Raw genomic sequence first — 14,716 nt, 5'->3', positions numbered from 1 at the left:
GCTGGAAAGCGACGGTCGCGGTGGGCCAGAAATCGACCATACGACCGCTTGCTCCCCTTGCGTGGTGTAAGCAGGTCGATGCGTAGAGCACTCAAATGGGCGATACGCAGGCACGTATGCCCGCTTCCGGACACCCGGAACGGTTCCGCGTTGTGATCCTTGTCGCGCCGTACGACGGGGTACGCGGGGGTCCGGAGACAGGTGGAACCCGGTCCCGGGGCGTCTTCCGGGGAGGGGGCGGCGCCGCACGGGGGCTTCCGTGGCGGTGCCGCGCGCCTCATAGGGTTCGTAAGGGTTCGTACCGGGACAGGCAGACGTCCCGGCGCACGGGACGCGGCACGCGGATTCGCGAGCGCGCGGGACGAGTGGGGCGGGAGGCCGACGAGGCGTGGCGGATGCGAAGCACAGCGGCGGACCGGTGGCGGCCTTCGGGGGCGGTGCGGCGGCGGCCGCACCGCCCGCCGGAGGACGTCTGAGAGCGGCCCGGCTGGGCCTGTGGCTGATCGCCGGGCTCCTCGCGATACGGCAGGTGGCCGTCGTCCTCGCCACCCCGCGCGGGGACCGGCTGACGGACCTGGAGACCTGGGTGGGACCGCACGGCGTCCTGCACGTCAAGGGCTCCCTGTACGAGACGGCCAGCTTCACCGGCACCCCCTTCAGCGGCCTCGTCCTCAAACCGCTGACCAACGCCGCCGAGCGGGCCCTCGGCTGGAGCTGGATCTTCGGCACGCTGCTGCTGGTCGTCGCCCTCGGCCTGGTCGCCGCCCGCGCGCTGCCCCAGCCGGCCGGGCGCCGTACCGCGCTGCTGGCCGCGCCCGTCGCGATCAGCCTGCTCATGCTGTCCCTGCCGGTGCGCAACGCGTTCTGGCTCGGCCAGACCGGTGTGCTGCCGGTGCTGCTGGTGCTGCTCGGCCTCTTCGCCGTGCGCGGCGAGCGCACCGGCGGGCTCCTCGTCGGACTCGCCGCCGCGCTCCAGCCGACCACGCTGCTGTTCGCGCCGCTGCTGTGGTGCACCGGACGCAGACGGGCCGCCGCCGCGACCGGCGCCACCTTCGCCACGGGCACCGCCCTCGCCTGGGCGGCCATGCCGCACGACTCCGCCGTGTACTGGATCCGCCACTGCGCGGGCACCGGCCTCGGCGGACCGGCCGACGCCCGCGCCAACCAGTCCCTGCACGGCGCCCTGCTGCGCTTCGGGCTGACCGGCCCGCTGGAGATCGCGCTGTTCCTGGCCCTGGCCGCCGCCGTCGCCGCCCTCGCCCTGCGCCGGGCGGTCCGCTACGCCCGTGACGGACAGCTCCTGCTGGCGGTCGCCGTCACCGGCTGCGCCGTGATCGCCGTCTCGCCCACCGCCTGGCAGCACCAGCTCCTGTGGGTGCTGCTCGCGGTCGCGGGCCGGGCCGGGCGGCGCGCCTCCGACCGGTACGTGTGGCCGGTCGCCGTGGTGCTGGTGCTGACGCTGCCCGCGCGGGCGATGCTGCCCCAGATGGCGGTCCTGAACCCGCTGCGCGACAACCTCGTCCTGCTGGCGGCCCTGGCGGCGGCCACCGCCGTGCCGTTCCTGTCCCGGACCGACGCGCACTACCGCACCCCGGTCCCCACCCGCTACGCGGACCCGGTGCCCGCCCGGCTGCGCCACGTCCCGCTCGTGCCGTTCCTGCGCCGGGTGCTCACCCGCCCCAACCTCCTGCTCGAACTGCTCCTGATCCGCGTCACCTACGCCGCCTACTCCCAGGTCCGGGTGGTCGCGCGCGGCGACCGCGCCACCGCCGAGCACCACGGCCGCCAGGTGCACTCCCTGGAGCACTTCCTGCACCTCGACATAGAGCACTGGGCCAACCACACCATGGTCCGGCTGCCCCGGCTCGACCACTTCCTCAGCTACTACTACGAGACGTTCCACTTCGTTCTGCCGCTGACCGTCCTCGGCGTGCTCTACCTGCGGCGCCCGGCCGACTACCGGTGGGCGCGCACCGCGCTGGGCGTGGCCACCCTGCTCGCCCTGGTCGGCTTCTGGCTCTACCCGCTGGCCCCGCCCCGCCTCATGCCGGGCTTCGGCTTCATCGACACCGTGCACGGCGTGCAGGACTTCTCCAAACCGGAGTACGGCGCCCTGACCGCGCTCACCAACCCGTACGCGGCGATGCCGTCCCTGCACTTCGGCTGGGCCCTGTGGTGCGGGGTGGTGATCGCCGTGGTGGCACCGCGCTGGTGGATGAAGGCCCTCGGCCTGCTGCACCCCCTGTTCACCGTCTCCGCGATCATCGGCACCGCCAACCACTGGGTACTGGACGCGGTCGGCGGCGCCACCGTGGTCGCCACGGGCTTCACGGTGACCTATCTGCTGTCGGGCCCCCGCGCGCGGACTTCCGGGACCCGCCCGCCGGAACTCCGGAAGGCCGCCCCGGTCCCGGACTCCGGCGCGGCCTCGGCCGCGGGGGCGGTCCTGTCCGTCGCAGTGCCCCCGTCCGCCGGTGCGGGCTCGGCCACCATCCCGTCCCAGGCCACGGGCGCGGGCACCAGCACGGGCGCGGGCACCGATACCGACACCGACCCGGGTGGCCCCAGACCCGCACCGGCGGCGCGCTGAGATGACGCGTACGGCCTCGCCACGCACGACGGTGCGGGCCGCTCTGCCCGCAGTCGCGCCCGCCGCCCTGCCCGCCGTCCTGGCGCTCGCCCTCGGTCTGTGGGGGATCGGGCGGCGGGACAGCATGTGGCGCGACGAGTCCGTCACCCATCAGGTGGCCCACCGCTCCCTGGGGGACCTCGGGCGGCTGCTGGGCCACATCGACGCCGTGCACGGCCTCTACTACCTGCTCATGCACGCCGTGTTCGCGCTGTGGGACGGCGGTCTGCTCGCGCTGCGCCTGCCCTCGGTCCTGGCGACGGCGCTGGCGGCGGCGGGCGTCGGGGTGATCGGCGCCCGCCTCGCGGGCCGCCGTGCGGGCGTGCTCGCCGGTACGGTCTTCGCCGTGCTGCCGGTGACCCAGCAGTACGCGCAGGAGGGCCGCTCGTACGCGCTGGTCACGGCGGCGGTCACCTGGGCCACGTACCTCTTCCTGCGCGGCCTGGATGCGCCGGGCCGCCGCTGGTGGGCCGGGTACGCGGTGCTGCTGGCCCTCGCCTGCTGGCTGCACGAGTTCGCCGCCCTGGCGCTCACCGCGTACGCCCTGACCCTGTGGCGGCTCGGCGCGCCGCGCCGTACCTGGCGCCGCTGGGCGCTCGCCTCGGCCGCCGTCCTCGCCGCCCTGCTGCTGCTGGCCGTGCTGAGCGCCCGTCAGGCCGAGGACCAACTGGGCTGGCTGGGCCGCCCGAGCCCCGCCCTGTGGTTCCAGTACGCGGCCGTCGCGGCGGTCTGCGCGCTGCTGGCGCGGTGGCTGCTGCGGAACGAGCCGGACGAGGCGGGCGCGCCCGGGACGGGCGATGCGGCGCGCGGCCGGGTGACGCTCGTATGGCTCGGGCTGGGGCTCGCGGTCCTGCCCGCCGGGCTGCTGATGACGGTGTCGCTGGTGAAGCCCTGGTACGTGGACCGGTACGTCATCTACGGGATGACGGGCGCCGCACTGCTGGCGGGCGCCGCCCTGGACCGCGCGGTCGCCGGGCGCGCCCGGTGGCGCCGGGCGGTCCGGGTGCCGGTGGCGTGCCTGGCCGCCGTGGCGGCGGTGGCCGTGCTGCTGCCCTGGTCGCTGGCGGTGCGCTCACCGCAGAGCCGCAAGGACGACGTGGTCGCCGTCGCCCGGGAGGTGCGGCGGCTGGCGCGGCCCGGGGACGGGGTGCTGTTCCTGCCCGCCCGGCGCCGCGAGTGGCTGCTGTCCCGCCCCGGGCTCTACGCCCGCCTGGACGATCTGGCCCTGGCCGGGTCGCCGGCGGCCTCGGCCACCCTCCAGGGCACCGAGCTGCCCGCCGCGGAGATCCGGCGGCGCATCCTGGCGGCCGACGGGATCGTCGCCCTCGCCGACCCGCCGGGGCAGCCCCTGGACCCGTACCCCCAGGAGGCCGTCAAACGGGACGTGCTGCACCGGCAGTTCGAGGTCTGCGCGCGCGTCCATGTGCACGGCGCGCAGATCCTGCGCTACGCCCGCCCCGGCCGCTGCGCGCGCTGAGGGCACCGCTGAGCGGAGCGGAGCGGCGGCGGGATTGCCGCTCACGGCTCCCGGCGCAGTCCCGCGACGAGGCGCTGCGCGAGGCGGCGCGCGTCGTACTCCGGGTCGTTCTCCGCGCCGATGCAGAGGTTGCCGACCCCGCGCATCAGCTCGTAGGCGGTCACGTCCGGGCTGGTCTCGCCCGCCTCGGCCGCGGCGCCGAGCAGTTCGGCGCAGACGGGCAGCAGCCGGTCGAGGAAGTACGCGTGCAGGGTGCGGAAGCCCGCGTCGTCGGACTGGAGCGCGGCGGCGAGGCCGTGCTTGGTGACCAGGAAGTCGACGAAGAGGTCGATCCAGCGGCCCAGTGCGGCGTGCGGGCTCGCGCTCTCGGCCAGCAGCGCGGGTCCGGCCTCGGCGCAGGCTTCGACCTGGTGCCGGTAGACGGCGACGACGAGGTCGGCGCGGGTCGGGAAGTGCCGGTAGATGGTGCCCATGCCGACCCCGGCCCTGGCCGCGATGTCCCGGACCGGCGCCTCCACGCCCGAGGTGACGAAGACCGCGGCGGCGGCGTCGAGCAGGGTCTGCTGGTTGCGCAGGGCGTCCGCCCGCCTGGCCCGGGACGCGCTCCTCGCGCCTCCGTCGCTCTCACTCACCGTGCGTATGTCCCTTCCCGCCATGACTCCACCGCGGTCGCCGTTGCCAAACCGGAGCGTTGTTCCGTATCGTCGTCGTGTCGTTAACGGAGCAGCGTTCCGTTTGCTCATCATGGCAGAGCGGCGGCCCGTCGGCCAGCCCTGCCCCCGTTCCCTGGAGAGCATCCGCATGCAGTACCGCACCCTGGGCCGCACCGGCGTACAGGTCAGCACCCTCGCGCTCGGCGCCATGAACTTCGGCCGCATCGGCCGTACCACGCAGGAGGAGGCCACCGCCCTGGTCGACACCGCGCTCGACGCCGGGATCAACCTCATCGACACCGCCGACATGTACGGCACCGGAGAGTCCGAGGAGATGGTCGGCAGGGCGATCGCCGGCCGCCGCGACGACATCGTGCTCGCCACCAAGGCGGGCCTGCCGATGAGCGAGGAGCGCAACCACCGCGGCGCCTCCCGCCGTTGGCTGGTCACCGCGCTCGACGCCAGCCTGCGCCGCCTCGGCGTCGACCACGTCGACCTCTACCAGATCCACCGCTGGGACCCGGCCACCGGCGACGAGGAGACCCTGTCCGCCCTGACCGACCTGCAACGCGCCGGGAAGATCCGCGCGTTCGGCTCCTCCACCTTCCCGGCCCACCGCATCGTGCAGGCCCGGTGGGCGGCCCGCGAGCACCGACTGAGCGGCTACGCCACCGAGCAGCCCGGCTACTCCCTGCTCCAGCGCGGCGCCGAGGCCCATGTCCTGCCCGTCACGCAGGAGTACGGCATGGGCGTACTGGTCTGGTCGCCGCTGGCCTCGGGCTGGCTCTCGGGCGCCGTCCGCGCGGACCGCGACCTCACCAACCACCGCGCCCGCATCCTGCCCGAGCGCTTCGACCTGACCGTTCCCGCCAACCGCGCCCGGATGGACGCCGTCGAACGGCTCGCGAAGGTCGCCGAAGACGCCGGGCTCACCATGATCCAGCTCGCCCTCGGCTTCGTCACCGCCCACCCGGCCGTGACCTGCGCCCTCATCGGCCCGCGCACCCTGGACCACCTGCGCGCCCAGCTCGCCGCCGCCGACACGGTGCTTCCCGCCGACGTCCTCGACGCGGTCGACGGGATCGTCGCGCCCGGCACCGACCTCGCCCCGCAGGAGAAGTTCGACACGCCGCCCGCCCTGCTGGACGCGGCCCTGCGCCGCCGCTGACCGGCCGCGGCACCGGACGGGCGGACCCCGTCCGGGCGCGCGGAGCCGGCGGTTCAGCCGCTGACCCGGCCCGGACGGCGAGGCGCGGTGCCGCACTCGAACCACACGGTCTTGCCGCCCTGCCTCCAGCGGTCCACACCCCACTTGTCGGCCACGGCGTCGAGCAGCAGCAGCCCGCGCCCGCTCTCCGCCTCCCAGGGCACCTCGGCCGGGGCCACGGGCAGCTCGGACGAACCGTCCGTGACCTCCACCCGGACCCCGGCCTCCTGTTGCAGCAGCACCAGCGTGCAGTGGCGGTCCGGGACATGCCGTACGACGTTCGCGACCAGCTCGGTCACGCCCAGTTCCACGGCGTCGGTCAGCTCGGCAAGGCCCCATTCGGCCAGGTGCGAGCGGACGATACGACGGATATGACCCGCCGAGTGCTCACCGGCGGTGAGGATCAGGCGGTACTGGGCAGGGCGGGGGCCTGCCAGAACGGAGGGGAAGTAGTCGTTCACGGTACGAGACTGACCTGTGGTCACTACTCTGGGCTATTGCCTGGATACAACGGGTCTGCCCGTGGGCAGTCCGAGGAAAGGGGACCCCGCGTGACCAACATCAACGTCCTCGACCCCGGGGCCTCGCCGCTCGACTACTACGGCTTCGAGCTGCGCCGCCTCCGCGAGACCGCGAACCTGACGCAACGTCAACTGGGTGAGATCGTCAACTACACGGGCTCGCTGGTGGGTCAGGTGGAGACGGCGAGGAAGCTGCCCACGGCGGAGTTCAGCGAACGCGTGGACGCCGCCCTCGGCACGGGTGGACTGCTGTCGCGGCTGGTCGAGTTGGTGATGCGCAGCCAGCTTCCGGCGTGGTTCCAGCAAGTGGCCGAGCTGGAGTTGCGGGCTGTGGAGATCTGCTCCTTCCAGACGCACATGGTGCTTGGCCTCCTTCAGACGAAGGACTACGCAAGTGCGGTGCTCGGTGCGCTCGATCAGGACGACGTCGACGGCCGAGCCGCTGCGCGACTGGCGCGCCAACGAGTCTTCAAGAAGAAGGCCCCGCCAGTGTTCTGGGCTGTCCTGAGTGAGGCTGTTCTCCACCAGGAGATCGGCGGGGCAGAGACCATGAAGGGCCAACTCGCGCACCTCTTGACATTCGAGTCCACGCCCCGGATCAACGTGCAGATCCTCCCGTACGAAGCCGGAGCGCATGCCGGACTTCAAGGCTCGTTCGACGTCTACCGCTTCCAGAGCGACCCGACCGTTGTGTACACGGAGAGCTATGGCAGCGGGCATCCGACAGCGAATCCAGACACCGTTGCGGACTGCTCGCTCCGTTACGATCACCTCCGGGCCGCCGCGCTGTCCCTCAGGGACTCGGCGGAGCTGATCCGGCGAGTGATGGAGGACCGCTATGGAGAGCAACTGGCGTAAGTCCAGCTACAGCAGCGACCAGGGCGGCGAGTGCGTGGAGTGCGCGCCGCTCGGGCCCCTGGCCTGGCGCAAGTCGACGTACAGCGGCGACCAGAACGGCCAGTGTGTCGAGGTGGCGGACACCCCCTGCGCCTCCGTGGCCGTACGGGACTCCAAGGTGTCCGGCGGACCGATGCTGACGTTCCGCCCGGGAACGTTCGCTGGCTTCGTGGGCTGGGCGGCGGAGGCGCGGGAGCGGTGACGACGCTGGAGAACCGCCCCGGGACCGCGCTGCTGGTGGTGGACGTTCAGGTGGACGTGGTGGACGGGGCGCACGAGCGGGACGCGGTGGTGGGGAACATCGCGACGCTGGTGGAGCGCGCCCGGCGGGCGGACGTACCGGTGGTGTGGGTGCAGCACGCGGACGACGGGCTGGCGAAGGGCAGTGACGGCTGGCGGATCGTCCCGGAACTGGTCCCGGCGGAGGGCGAGGCGCTCGTCCACAAGAACTACGGGGACTCCTTCGAGGACACCACGCTGGAGGGCGTCCTGTCGGACCTGGGCGTCGGACGGCTCCTGGTGGCGGGCGCGGAGACGGACGCGTGCATCCGCTCCACGCTGCACGGCGCATTCGTCCGCGGCTACGACACGATCCTGGTCGCCGACGCCCACACGGCAGGCGACAAGACGGCCTGGGGCGCCCCACCGGTCCCCCAGGTGATCGCCCACACCAACCTCTACTGGACTTACCAGCAGGCCCCGGGCCGCACAGCGGGCACGGTCCAGACGGACTCGGTCGACTTCGAGAGCACCCCGCCCGGAAAGTGACGGCGGACTGAACCCGGCCTCCAGGGCGAGAACGGACCTCGACACCACGAGGTCCGCCCCCTTCTCCCCGTCCGCCTGGGCCGGCCGGGTCAGGGACTGACGAGGTGGGTGGGTCATGGCGGTCTATGTGTCGGTGCGAGGATGGCTGGAATGCGATGGTTCCCAGCTCGCGGCACTGAAGAAAATCATCGCGGGCAACACCGATGAGCACTATTCCGGCGGCTGGGGATTTCCGGTACGGCGGTTCAATTGGACGTCGTACGTTTTCTACGGTGGTGACGTCCGGGAAGAGAGCGTTTCCTGGCTCCTGGATCAGCTGACGGAGATGGCCGCCCTTCCCGCCGAGCATGAAGACTTCCCGAAGATGCAAGGGCTCTTCATGCTGACGCACGAAGTCGAAGGACTGGTCGAGTGGCAGGTCCGGGACGGGGGCGTCCATGTTGTCCCCGGCGGCGGAAGCCACCAGTACCTAGGGAATTGACCGTGGCCGCGCGGCCCGCACGGGCGGTCAGTCGGCCGCCCTGTACGCGCCGACGTCGGAGCGGTGCCGTGCCACGATTCCCTCGACGATCTTCATCAGGCGGTCCCCCGCCCGGTCGATGCTTCCGTTCTGCGTGCTGACCTGCGCCCCTTCGAGCGCGAACGTGATCTCGGCCGCGGCTTGTTCGGGATCGGGCATCCGGGCGTCGGCGCACATGGCGATCAGCCTGCGGGTCTGGTGGGCCTTGTGCTCCTCGATCACCTGCCGGGCCGGGTGCAGCCGGTCGGGCAGCTCGGCGAGGGAGTTGATGAACGGGCAGCCCCGGTACGAGATCGCCGGGAGCCCCTCCGCGATGAAGCGGGCCAGGCCCAGGATCTGCTCCTCGGGCCGGTCCGGGTAGGCGGCCTCCACACGGTCGAAGGCCGCCTGATAATCGGCGGCGACGATCCGCAGCCACTCCGCGACCAGCGCGTCCTTGGTCTCGAAGTGCCGGTAGATCGCCATTTTGGTGGTCTCGGCCCTGTCGGCGATCGCCTGGACCCCCACCTGCCGGATCCCCTCCCTCTGGAAGAGCTCCTCGGCCGCGTCGAGGATGCGCTCACGCGGCGGCAGCTTCGCCACTCTGCCGGGCCTGCTGAGGCTCGATGCCATGACTGCTCCGTCACTCCGATCGTGGGGCTCGCAACCCCTCCACGGTACCAGTCGGCCCCCTTCGATACCGTAGGGTATCGTCCAAGACTCATCGGTATCGTTCGCGGCAGGGAGTGGCAGTGAGAGTTTCCGAGTACGTGAGCTTCGACGCGGTCGGGCTGGCGGAGCTGGTGGCCGGGGGCGAGGTGCTTCCCGCCGAGCTGGAGGCGGCCGCACGTGAGGCGGTGCGGACGGTCGATCCGCGGATCAACGCCGTCGTGGAGACCTGGCCGTCCGACGACGAACCCGTCCCCGGCGGCGCGGCCCTGGCCGGCGTCCCCTTTCTGATCAAGGACATGGCGGTGGCCATGGCGGGCCGCCGGACGGAGCTGGGAAGCCGCCTGGCGGCCGGTAACGTCGCCGCCTCCGACTCCTCGCTGATGCGGCGCTTCCGCCGCGCCGGTCTCGTGACGTTCGGGCGCACCGCGACACCGGAGCTGGCCTACGGCATCTCGACGGAATCGGCGTTGTACGGCGCGACCCGTAACCCGTGGGACCCGGAGCGGAGCGCGGGCGGCTCCAGCGGAGGCGCTGCCGCCGCCGTCGCCGCGGGGGTGGTCCCGGTCGCCCATGGCACCGACGCCGCCGGGTCGCTCCGCATCCCCGCCGCCCACAACGGCCTCTTCGGGATCAAACCCACCCGTGGCCGGGTGTCCATGGGGCCCGCCCTCGACGAGGTCTTCAGCGGCCTGGCCGTGCAGGGCGGCGTCAGCCGCACCGTACGCGACAGCGCCGTACTGCTCGACCAGATGCGCGGCCCGGAACCGGGCGACCCCTACTTCGCCGCGCAGCCGTCACGGCCGTACGCGCAGGAAGTCACCCGTCCTCCGGGCTCGTTGCGCATCGGTGTCCTCGCCCAGGCGTGGGGCGGGCGCCGCACCACCGCACCGGTGGCCGACGCCCTCTCCCGCACCGTGCGGCTGCTCGAATCCCTCGGTCACCGGGTGGAGGAGGCCGAGGTCGGCCTCGGCGCCGACTGGGAGGAGTTCGTCCTCGCCAACGCCCGGCTCATGACGGTGAACCTCACCGCCCTGGTCGACGAGCTGGCCGCCGCCTTCGGCCGCCCCGTCGACTCCTCGACCCTGGAGCCGGTGACCCTGGCCGGCTACCACTACGGGCAGCGGATCGGCGGCGCGCAGTTCCTCACCGCTCTCGCGATGCGCAACCGGGTGTCCCGGAGCCTGGCGCGGTGCTTCGACGCGTACGACGTCCTCCTCACACCGACCCTGCCGGAACCCCCCTTGCCTCTGGGCGCGCACACCGAGGGCGCGGAGGCGCTGGACGGCCTCGGCTGGATCGAGCGCATCACCGACCTGTCGCCGTTCACCCTGCCGTTCAACGTGGCGGGCACACCCGCCATGTCCGTACCGGTGACGGCCGATGCCGGGACGGGGCTCCCGCTGGGAATGCAGTTCGCCGCCGGATACGGCCGCGAGAGCCTGCTCTTCCGCCTCGCCGGCCAGCTCGAACAGGCGAGTCCGTGGTCGGGCCGGACCCCCACGGTATGGGCCGGGAACCGCCCTCCCCGCTGAGGAACGCGCCGCCGGGCATGGAGCGGACACGGCACTTCATGCGGAACATCGCCTGTTCACAGCGTGATCACGATCTTGCCGTGGACGTGCCGCCCGGCCTGTGTCGTCACGGCTTCGCGGATCCGCTCGACCGGGAAGGTGGCCGCGACCGGCACCGTGATCGCGCCGGAACGGACGGCCTCGGCGATCCGTTCCAGGTCGCCCGGACCCGCGTCGTAGGCGCCCGCCCTGCGCACACCGGGCGGCGGGGCGGGGCCGTCGGCCACGACGGAGATCCGCTCGGGTGCCACCCCCAGCTCGACCGCGGTCTCGGCCGCCTCCCGTCCGAACAGGTCCGTCGCGGCGGTGATCCCCCCGGGCGCCAGCGCCCGCACCCGGTCCGCCAGTCCGGGGCCGTACGCCACGGGTTCGGCGCCGAGCCCGCGCAGGAACCCGAAGGTGCCCTCGGAGGCGGTGCCGAGCACCCGGGCACCCGCGAGCCTCGCCAACTGCACGGCGAAGATGCCCACTCCACCGGCCGCCCCGCCGATCAGGACGGTGTCCCCGGCGCGCAGCCCGACCGCGGTGAGCGCGGCGGCGGCCGTCAGACCGGACACCGGAAGCGTGGCCGCCACCTCGTCCCCGACGCCCTCCGGGATGGGCCACAGATGAGCCGTGGGCGTCTCGACCAGCACGAAATCGGCGACGGACCGCCCGATCGCGGCCCCGTACACCCGGTCGCCGACCGCGAACCCCGTGGCCTCGGCGCCCACCTCGTCCACCACCCCGGCGAAGTCGCTGCCGAACCCGGCGGGCAGGGCGATGCCGAACCGCGCGGCCATGTCGGGCTGTGCGGCGATCTGCCAGTCCATCGGATTCAGCCCGGCGGCGGTGACCCGGACACGGACCTCGCCCGGGGCGGCGTGCGGCTCGGGTATCTCCCGCAGTTCGAGCACTTCGGGACCGCCGAAGCGCTGGTAACGGACAGCTCTGCTCATCGGTGATCTCCTCGACCGGTGATGGGACTTGGTCTCATCGACCCTACACCGGTGATGGGACCAAGTCCCGTACACTGTTCCCATGGCCCGCTGGCAACCCGACGCACCAGGACGACTCGCCGCCGCCGCTCTCGACCTCTTCGAGGAGCGCGGCTACGAGAACACGACCGTCATCGAGATCGCGGAACGCGCGGGGCTCACCAAGAGCACGTTCTTCCGGTACTTCCCGGACAAGCGCGAAGTGCTCTTCGGCCGGGGCGCGTTGACCGGTCTGCTCGTCGACGGGATCGCCTCGGCGCCCCCGGAGGCCGGACCGCTCGACACGGTGGCGCACGCCCTCGACACCCTCGGCCGGACCTTCTTCACCGCCGACCGCCGCGAGTTCAGCGCCCGGCGCCAGGCCGTCCTGAACGCCAACACGGAACTGCTGGAACGCGAAGCCCTGAAACGGACCGAGCTGACCACCGCGATGGCCGACGCCCTCACCCGCCGCGGCACCCCGCCCCCGACCGCCCGCGTGGCCGCGAAACTGGGCGCACTCGTCTGGGAGATCGCCTACGACCAGTGGATCGCCACCGCCACCGACACCGAAACGGGCGCGGACACCGACACGGACACCGGCACCGGCACCGGTGAGGGCTTCGGCCCCCTGGCCCGCCGGGCGCTCACCGCCGTACGCGCGACCGCGGCCCAGTAGTCGGCCACTTTCCGGCACCCACCGCCCGGGGACCCGTCGTCGCCAGGGCGCGATCCCTCGCACAGGCCGCGCACCTACGACCGGTCTACGGCCTGGTCACCTCACAGAGCGACAGCGGCGACAGCGACCACGGCGTTCAGCCGGTCCGCACCCGTACCACCTGCGTCGCCCCCGCCACGGGCACCAAGCTCGCCGAGTGGACCTACGACGCTCGTCGTCGCGCGGCTCTCGGCTGGAGGCTTGGGGCAACAGCTTCACCCGCCCAGGGGCTTGGTCAGGTGTAGGTGGAGATCTCGATCAGGTTGCCGTCCGGGTCGCGCAGGTAGGTGCTGAGGATCGGGCCGAGGGCGCCGGTGCGCGGTACCGGGCCTTTCTCCACGGGTACCCCGCAGGCGGCCAGATGGGCCAGCACTTGTTCCTGCGGGGTCTCGGTGACCAGGCAGAGGTCGGCGCTGCCGGGGGTGGGCCGGGCGGCGTGGGGCAGGCGTTCGCGGCCTGCCCGGTGGAGGTTGATCTTGCTGCTGCCGAAGCCCAGCGCGCGGCGCCCCTCCCCGAAGGTGACGGGCCGTATGCCGAGGACCCGCTGGTAGAAGGCGGTGGTCCGCTCGACGTCGGTGACGGTCAGCACCAGGTGGTCCAGGCCGCTGATCACGATCCCCGGCTCGGGGGCGTACCGGGCCAGATGCTCGGCGCAGGCGTTCCACGCGGGCGCGGACAGCAGATCGCGTGAGCGGGCGAACAGGCGGTACAGGGCCGGGCCGTGGCGTTCGGCCAGCCCGACGTGGTGGGCCAGCACGTCGAGCTCGTTGGCGGCCGTGATCTCCACGATGGCGCGTACGTCCGCCTCGGCCGGAGTGTGTTCCCGGCCCGTGAAGCGGTCATGGAAGACCACCGGAAGTCCGTTGCCCAGGCGCGGATAGACGGCCGCCCGGTCGCAGCTTGCGTACAGGTACACCAGGGCCTCCGCGCGATCGCCGATCAGTTCGGCGAGCACCCCGCGCTCGGTGCTGCCCAGGAGCGACCCGTCGAATCCGTCCGTTCCGTAGGCGGCGTGGCACAGCCCCGCGAGCTGGACGTCAGGGTCGGCGTCCCAGGCGGAGAGCAAGCGCGCGACGCGGTGCAGGTGGTCCAGGAGCGTTCCGCCCGGATGAGCCGTCCGGGCGGCGCCGCGGGCAGACAGGAACTCCTCGGCCCGGGACCATCGCGCCGGGGCGGGCCGCCCCATCAGGCCACCCGTTTCGCGGACTGCGCCACCTCGGCGACCAGTCGGGCGGTGGCCGGGACGGCGATGCCGTGGGCGGCTCCGGCGCGCAGGACGGCTCCGCCGATGGCGTCGAGTTCGAGCGGACGGCCGGCCTCGGCGTCGCGCTGCATCGAGGACCTCATCGTCCCGGGGACGCGGTCGAAGAAGGAGAGCAGCCCCTCGGCGCTCACCGGCGTGCCGGCGGCGAGGGCTACGGCCGCGATCTCGTCGAGGACGGTGAGCAGCTCGAGCCGGTGCCGATCACGGACGGCACCGACGTCGGACTGGTGGCGGGTGGTCAGCAGGGCGAACGGAGCGAGGAAGGCCAGTTTGTCCCAGAGCATCGCGCTCTCGTCCTCGCGTACGGTCACGCCCAGACCGGCCTGTCGCAGCAGCTCCACGAAGTCATCCAGGGGGGCGGCGAGTTCAAGGTCGGCGAAAGGGCTGGTGTGGGCGATGCGGCCAGGCGCCGTGCGGGTGGCCTCGACCCGGATGGTGCCCGCGACGACCTGGGCAGAGGGGAAGCACTCGCGGAGTACGGCGAGATGGTCGAGGCCGTTGAGCAGCGGTACCACGACCGCCGTGCCGAGCACCTCGGCCGGGATGCGGTCGAGCGCCTCGGCGAGCGCGGTCTGCTTGACCGTCACGAAGACGGCATCTACCGGCTCGCGCAACTCGGTGTCGGACTCCACCGCCACGGTGAACTCCCCGTACCGGTTGCTGTCGACGCGCAGCCCGTCCTGGCGCAGCACGGCAACGGTCTGTTCCCCCGCCAGGCAGACGACGCGGTGTCCGGCACGGGCGAGCAGCGCGCCGACCAGGCCGCCGACGCCGCCCGGGCCGAGAACCGCCACGGTCGTCCTGCTTGTGCTCATGTGTGCTCCTGTCCGGGAAATCAATGAGTCGAGAGGTGGGGCGGCCGGGGCCGGCCAGCCGGTCGGGCC

At 72.8% G+C, this 14,716-nt stretch carries 15 protein-coding genes; 9 read left to right on the top strand and 6 right to left on the bottom strand.

The genetic code is table 11. From position 1 onward, the window contains the following. Positions 1-388: 388 nt before the first annotated feature. Positions 389-2,590 (top strand): bifunctional glycosyltransferase 87/phosphatase PAP2 family protein, encoded by a 2,202-nt coding sequence (locus B086_RS0132365; RefSeq protein WP_018570591.1) that lies wholly within the window; start codon positions 389-391, stop codon positions 2,588-2,590. 1 nt (position 2,591) lies between these two features. Then, complete coding sequence (locus B086_RS0132360; RefSeq protein ID WP_037874287.1) at positions 2,592-4,106, top strand: glycosyltransferase family 39 protein; 1,515 nt, start codon at positions 2,592-2,594, stop codon at positions 4,104-4,106. 41 nt (positions 4,107-4,147) lie between these two features. On the opposite strand, the gene B086_RS0132355 is transcribed toward B086_RS0132360, so the two are convergent. Further along, positions 4,148-4,762, bottom strand: coding sequence for a TetR family transcriptional regulator (locus tag B086_RS0132355; protein WP_018570589.1), 615 nt, complete (start codon positions 4,760-4,762; stop codon positions 4,148-4,150). A 145-nt stretch (positions 4,763-4,907) separates the two neighbouring features. On the opposite strand from B086_RS0132355, the gene B086_RS0132350 reads away from it, so the two are divergent. Next, positions 4,908-5,927 (top strand): aldo/keto reductase, encoded by a 1,020-nt coding sequence (locus B086_RS0132350; protein WP_026252986.1) that lies wholly within the window; start codon positions 4,908-4,910, stop codon positions 5,925-5,927. Between the two features lie 53 nt (positions 5,928-5,980). Here the strand turns inward: B086_RS0132350 and B086_RS41360 are convergent, their stop codons facing one another. Beyond that, complete coding sequence (locus tag B086_RS41360) at positions 5,981-6,427, bottom strand: ATP-binding protein (RefSeq protein WP_018570587.1); 447 nt, start codon at positions 6,425-6,427, stop codon at positions 5,981-5,983. Between the two features lie 90 nt (positions 6,428-6,517). Between B086_RS41360 and B086_RS0132340 the strand changes: the two genes are divergently transcribed. The 4 genes from B086_RS0132340 (at position 6,518) to B086_RS0132325 (ending at position 8,633) form a co-directional block, all read left to right on the top strand. Next, on the top strand, positions 6,518-7,345 hold the full coding sequence (locus B086_RS0132340) for a helix-turn-helix domain-containing protein (RefSeq protein WP_018570586.1): 828 nt from the start codon (positions 6,518-6,520) through the stop codon (positions 7,343-7,345). After that, positions 7,326-7,586, top strand: a complete 261-nt coding sequence (locus B086_RS0132335; RefSeq protein WP_018570585.1) for a DUF397 domain-containing protein — start codon at positions 7,326-7,328, stop codon at positions 7,584-7,586. The genes B086_RS0132340 and B086_RS0132335 overlap by 20 nt, the downstream gene beginning before the upstream one ends. Next, a complete protein-coding gene (locus B086_RS0132330; RefSeq protein WP_018570584.1) occupies positions 7,583-8,152 on the top strand; it encodes a cysteine hydrolase family protein in 570 nt (189 codons plus the stop codon). Before B086_RS0132335 ends, B086_RS0132330 begins: the two co-directional genes overlap by 4 nt. A 115-nt stretch (positions 8,153-8,267) precedes the next feature. Further along, positions 8,268-8,633 carry a hypothetical protein gene (locus B086_RS0132325; RefSeq protein WP_018570583.1) on the top strand — a complete coding sequence of 122 codons (366 nt, stop codon included), beginning with the start codon at positions 8,268-8,270 and terminating at the stop codon, positions 8,631-8,633. Positions 8,634-8,660: 27 nt separating this feature from the next. Here the strand turns inward: B086_RS0132325 and B086_RS0132320 are convergent, their stop codons facing one another. Then, positions 8,661-9,284 (bottom strand): TetR/AcrR family transcriptional regulator, encoded by a 624-nt coding sequence (locus B086_RS0132320; RefSeq protein ID WP_026252985.1) that lies wholly within the window; start codon positions 9,282-9,284, stop codon positions 8,661-8,663. Between the two features lie 119 nt (positions 9,285-9,403). Between B086_RS0132320 and B086_RS0132315 the strand changes: the two genes are divergently transcribed. Next, positions 9,404-10,855: an amidase gene (locus B086_RS0132315; protein WP_026252984.1), complete on the top strand. Its 1,452-nt coding sequence runs from the start codon at positions 9,404-9,406 to the stop codon at positions 10,853-10,855. Positions 10,856-10,911: 56 nt separating this feature from the next. Here the strand turns inward: B086_RS0132315 and B086_RS0132310 are convergent, their stop codons facing one another. Next, positions 10,912-11,832 carry an NADP-dependent oxidoreductase gene (locus B086_RS0132310; protein WP_018570580.1) on the bottom strand — a complete coding sequence of 307 codons (921 nt, stop codon included), beginning with the start codon at positions 11,830-11,832 and terminating at the stop codon, positions 10,912-10,914. A gap of 82 nt (positions 11,833-11,914) precedes the next feature. Between B086_RS0132310 and B086_RS0132305 the strand changes: the two genes are divergently transcribed. Further along, positions 11,915-12,529 carry a TetR family transcriptional regulator gene (locus tag B086_RS0132305; RefSeq protein ID WP_018570579.1) on the top strand — a complete coding sequence of 205 codons (615 nt, stop codon included), beginning with the start codon at positions 11,915-11,917 and terminating at the stop codon, positions 12,527-12,529. Between the two features lie 274 nt (positions 12,530-12,803). Here B086_RS0132305 and B086_RS45765 read toward each other — a convergent pair whose 3' ends face one another. Both B086_RS45765 and B086_RS0132290 read right to left on the bottom strand, forming a co-directional pair. Further along, complete coding sequence (locus B086_RS45765) at positions 12,804-13,754, bottom strand: VOC family protein (protein WP_018570578.1); 951 nt, start codon at positions 13,752-13,754, stop codon at positions 12,804-12,806. Next, positions 13,754-14,647, bottom strand: a complete 894-nt coding sequence (locus B086_RS0132290) for a ketopantoate reductase family protein (protein ID WP_026252983.1) — start codon at positions 14,645-14,647, stop codon at positions 13,754-13,756. The genes B086_RS45765 and B086_RS0132290 overlap by 1 nt, the downstream gene beginning before the upstream one ends. Positions 14,648-14,716 lie beyond the last annotated feature (69 nt).

Origin of the sequence: Streptomyces sp. PsTaAH-124 (assembly GCF_000373685.1) — a bacterium.
GTDB classification, from domain to species: Bacteria; Actinomycetota; Actinomycetes; order Streptomycetales; family Streptomycetaceae; genus Streptomyces; species Streptomyces andamanensis.
The sequence above is the reverse complement of the archived record's forward strand: the minus strand, read 5'-3'. Positions and strand labels throughout refer to the sequence as shown.

Bases quoted from the DNA above. Each gene is read 5' to 3' on its own strand.
- B086_RS0132360 (WP_037874287.1), top strand. From the start codon at position 2,592: ATGACGCGTACGGCCTCGCCACGCACGACGGTGCGGGCCGCTCTGCCC.
- B086_RS0132355 (WP_018570589.1), bottom strand. From the start codon at position 4,762: ATGGCGGGAAGGGACATACGCACGGTGAGTGAGAGCGACGGAGGCGCG.
- B086_RS0132350 (WP_026252986.1), top strand. From the start codon at position 4,908: ATGCAGTACCGCACCCTGGGCCGCACCGGCGTACAGGTCAGCACCCTC.
- B086_RS0132335 (WP_018570585.1), top strand. From the start codon at position 7,326: ATGGAGAGCAACTGGCGTAAGTCCAGCTACAGCAGCGACCAGGGCGGC.
- B086_RS0132325 (WP_018570583.1), top strand. From the start codon at position 8,268: ATGGCGGTCTATGTGTCGGTGCGAGGATGGCTGGAATGCGATGGTTCC.
- B086_RS0132320 (WP_026252985.1), bottom strand. From the start codon at position 9,284: ATGGCATCGAGCCTCAGCAGGCCCGGCAGAGTGGCGAAGCTGCCGCCG.
- B086_RS0132310 (WP_018570580.1), bottom strand. From the start codon at position 11,832: ATGAGCAGAGCTGTCCGTTACCAGCGCTTCGGCGGTCCCGAAGTGCTC.
- B086_RS0132305 (WP_018570579.1), top strand. From the start codon at position 11,915: ATGGCCCGCTGGCAACCCGACGCACCAGGACGACTCGCCGCCGCCGCT.
- B086_RS45765 (WP_018570578.1), bottom strand. From the start codon at position 13,754: ATGGGGCGGCCCGCCCCGGCGCGATGGTCCCGGGCCGAGGAGTTCCTG.
- B086_RS0132290 (WP_026252983.1), bottom strand. From the start codon at position 14,647: ATGAGCACAAGCAGGACGACCGTGGCGGTTCTCGGCCCGGGCGGCGTC.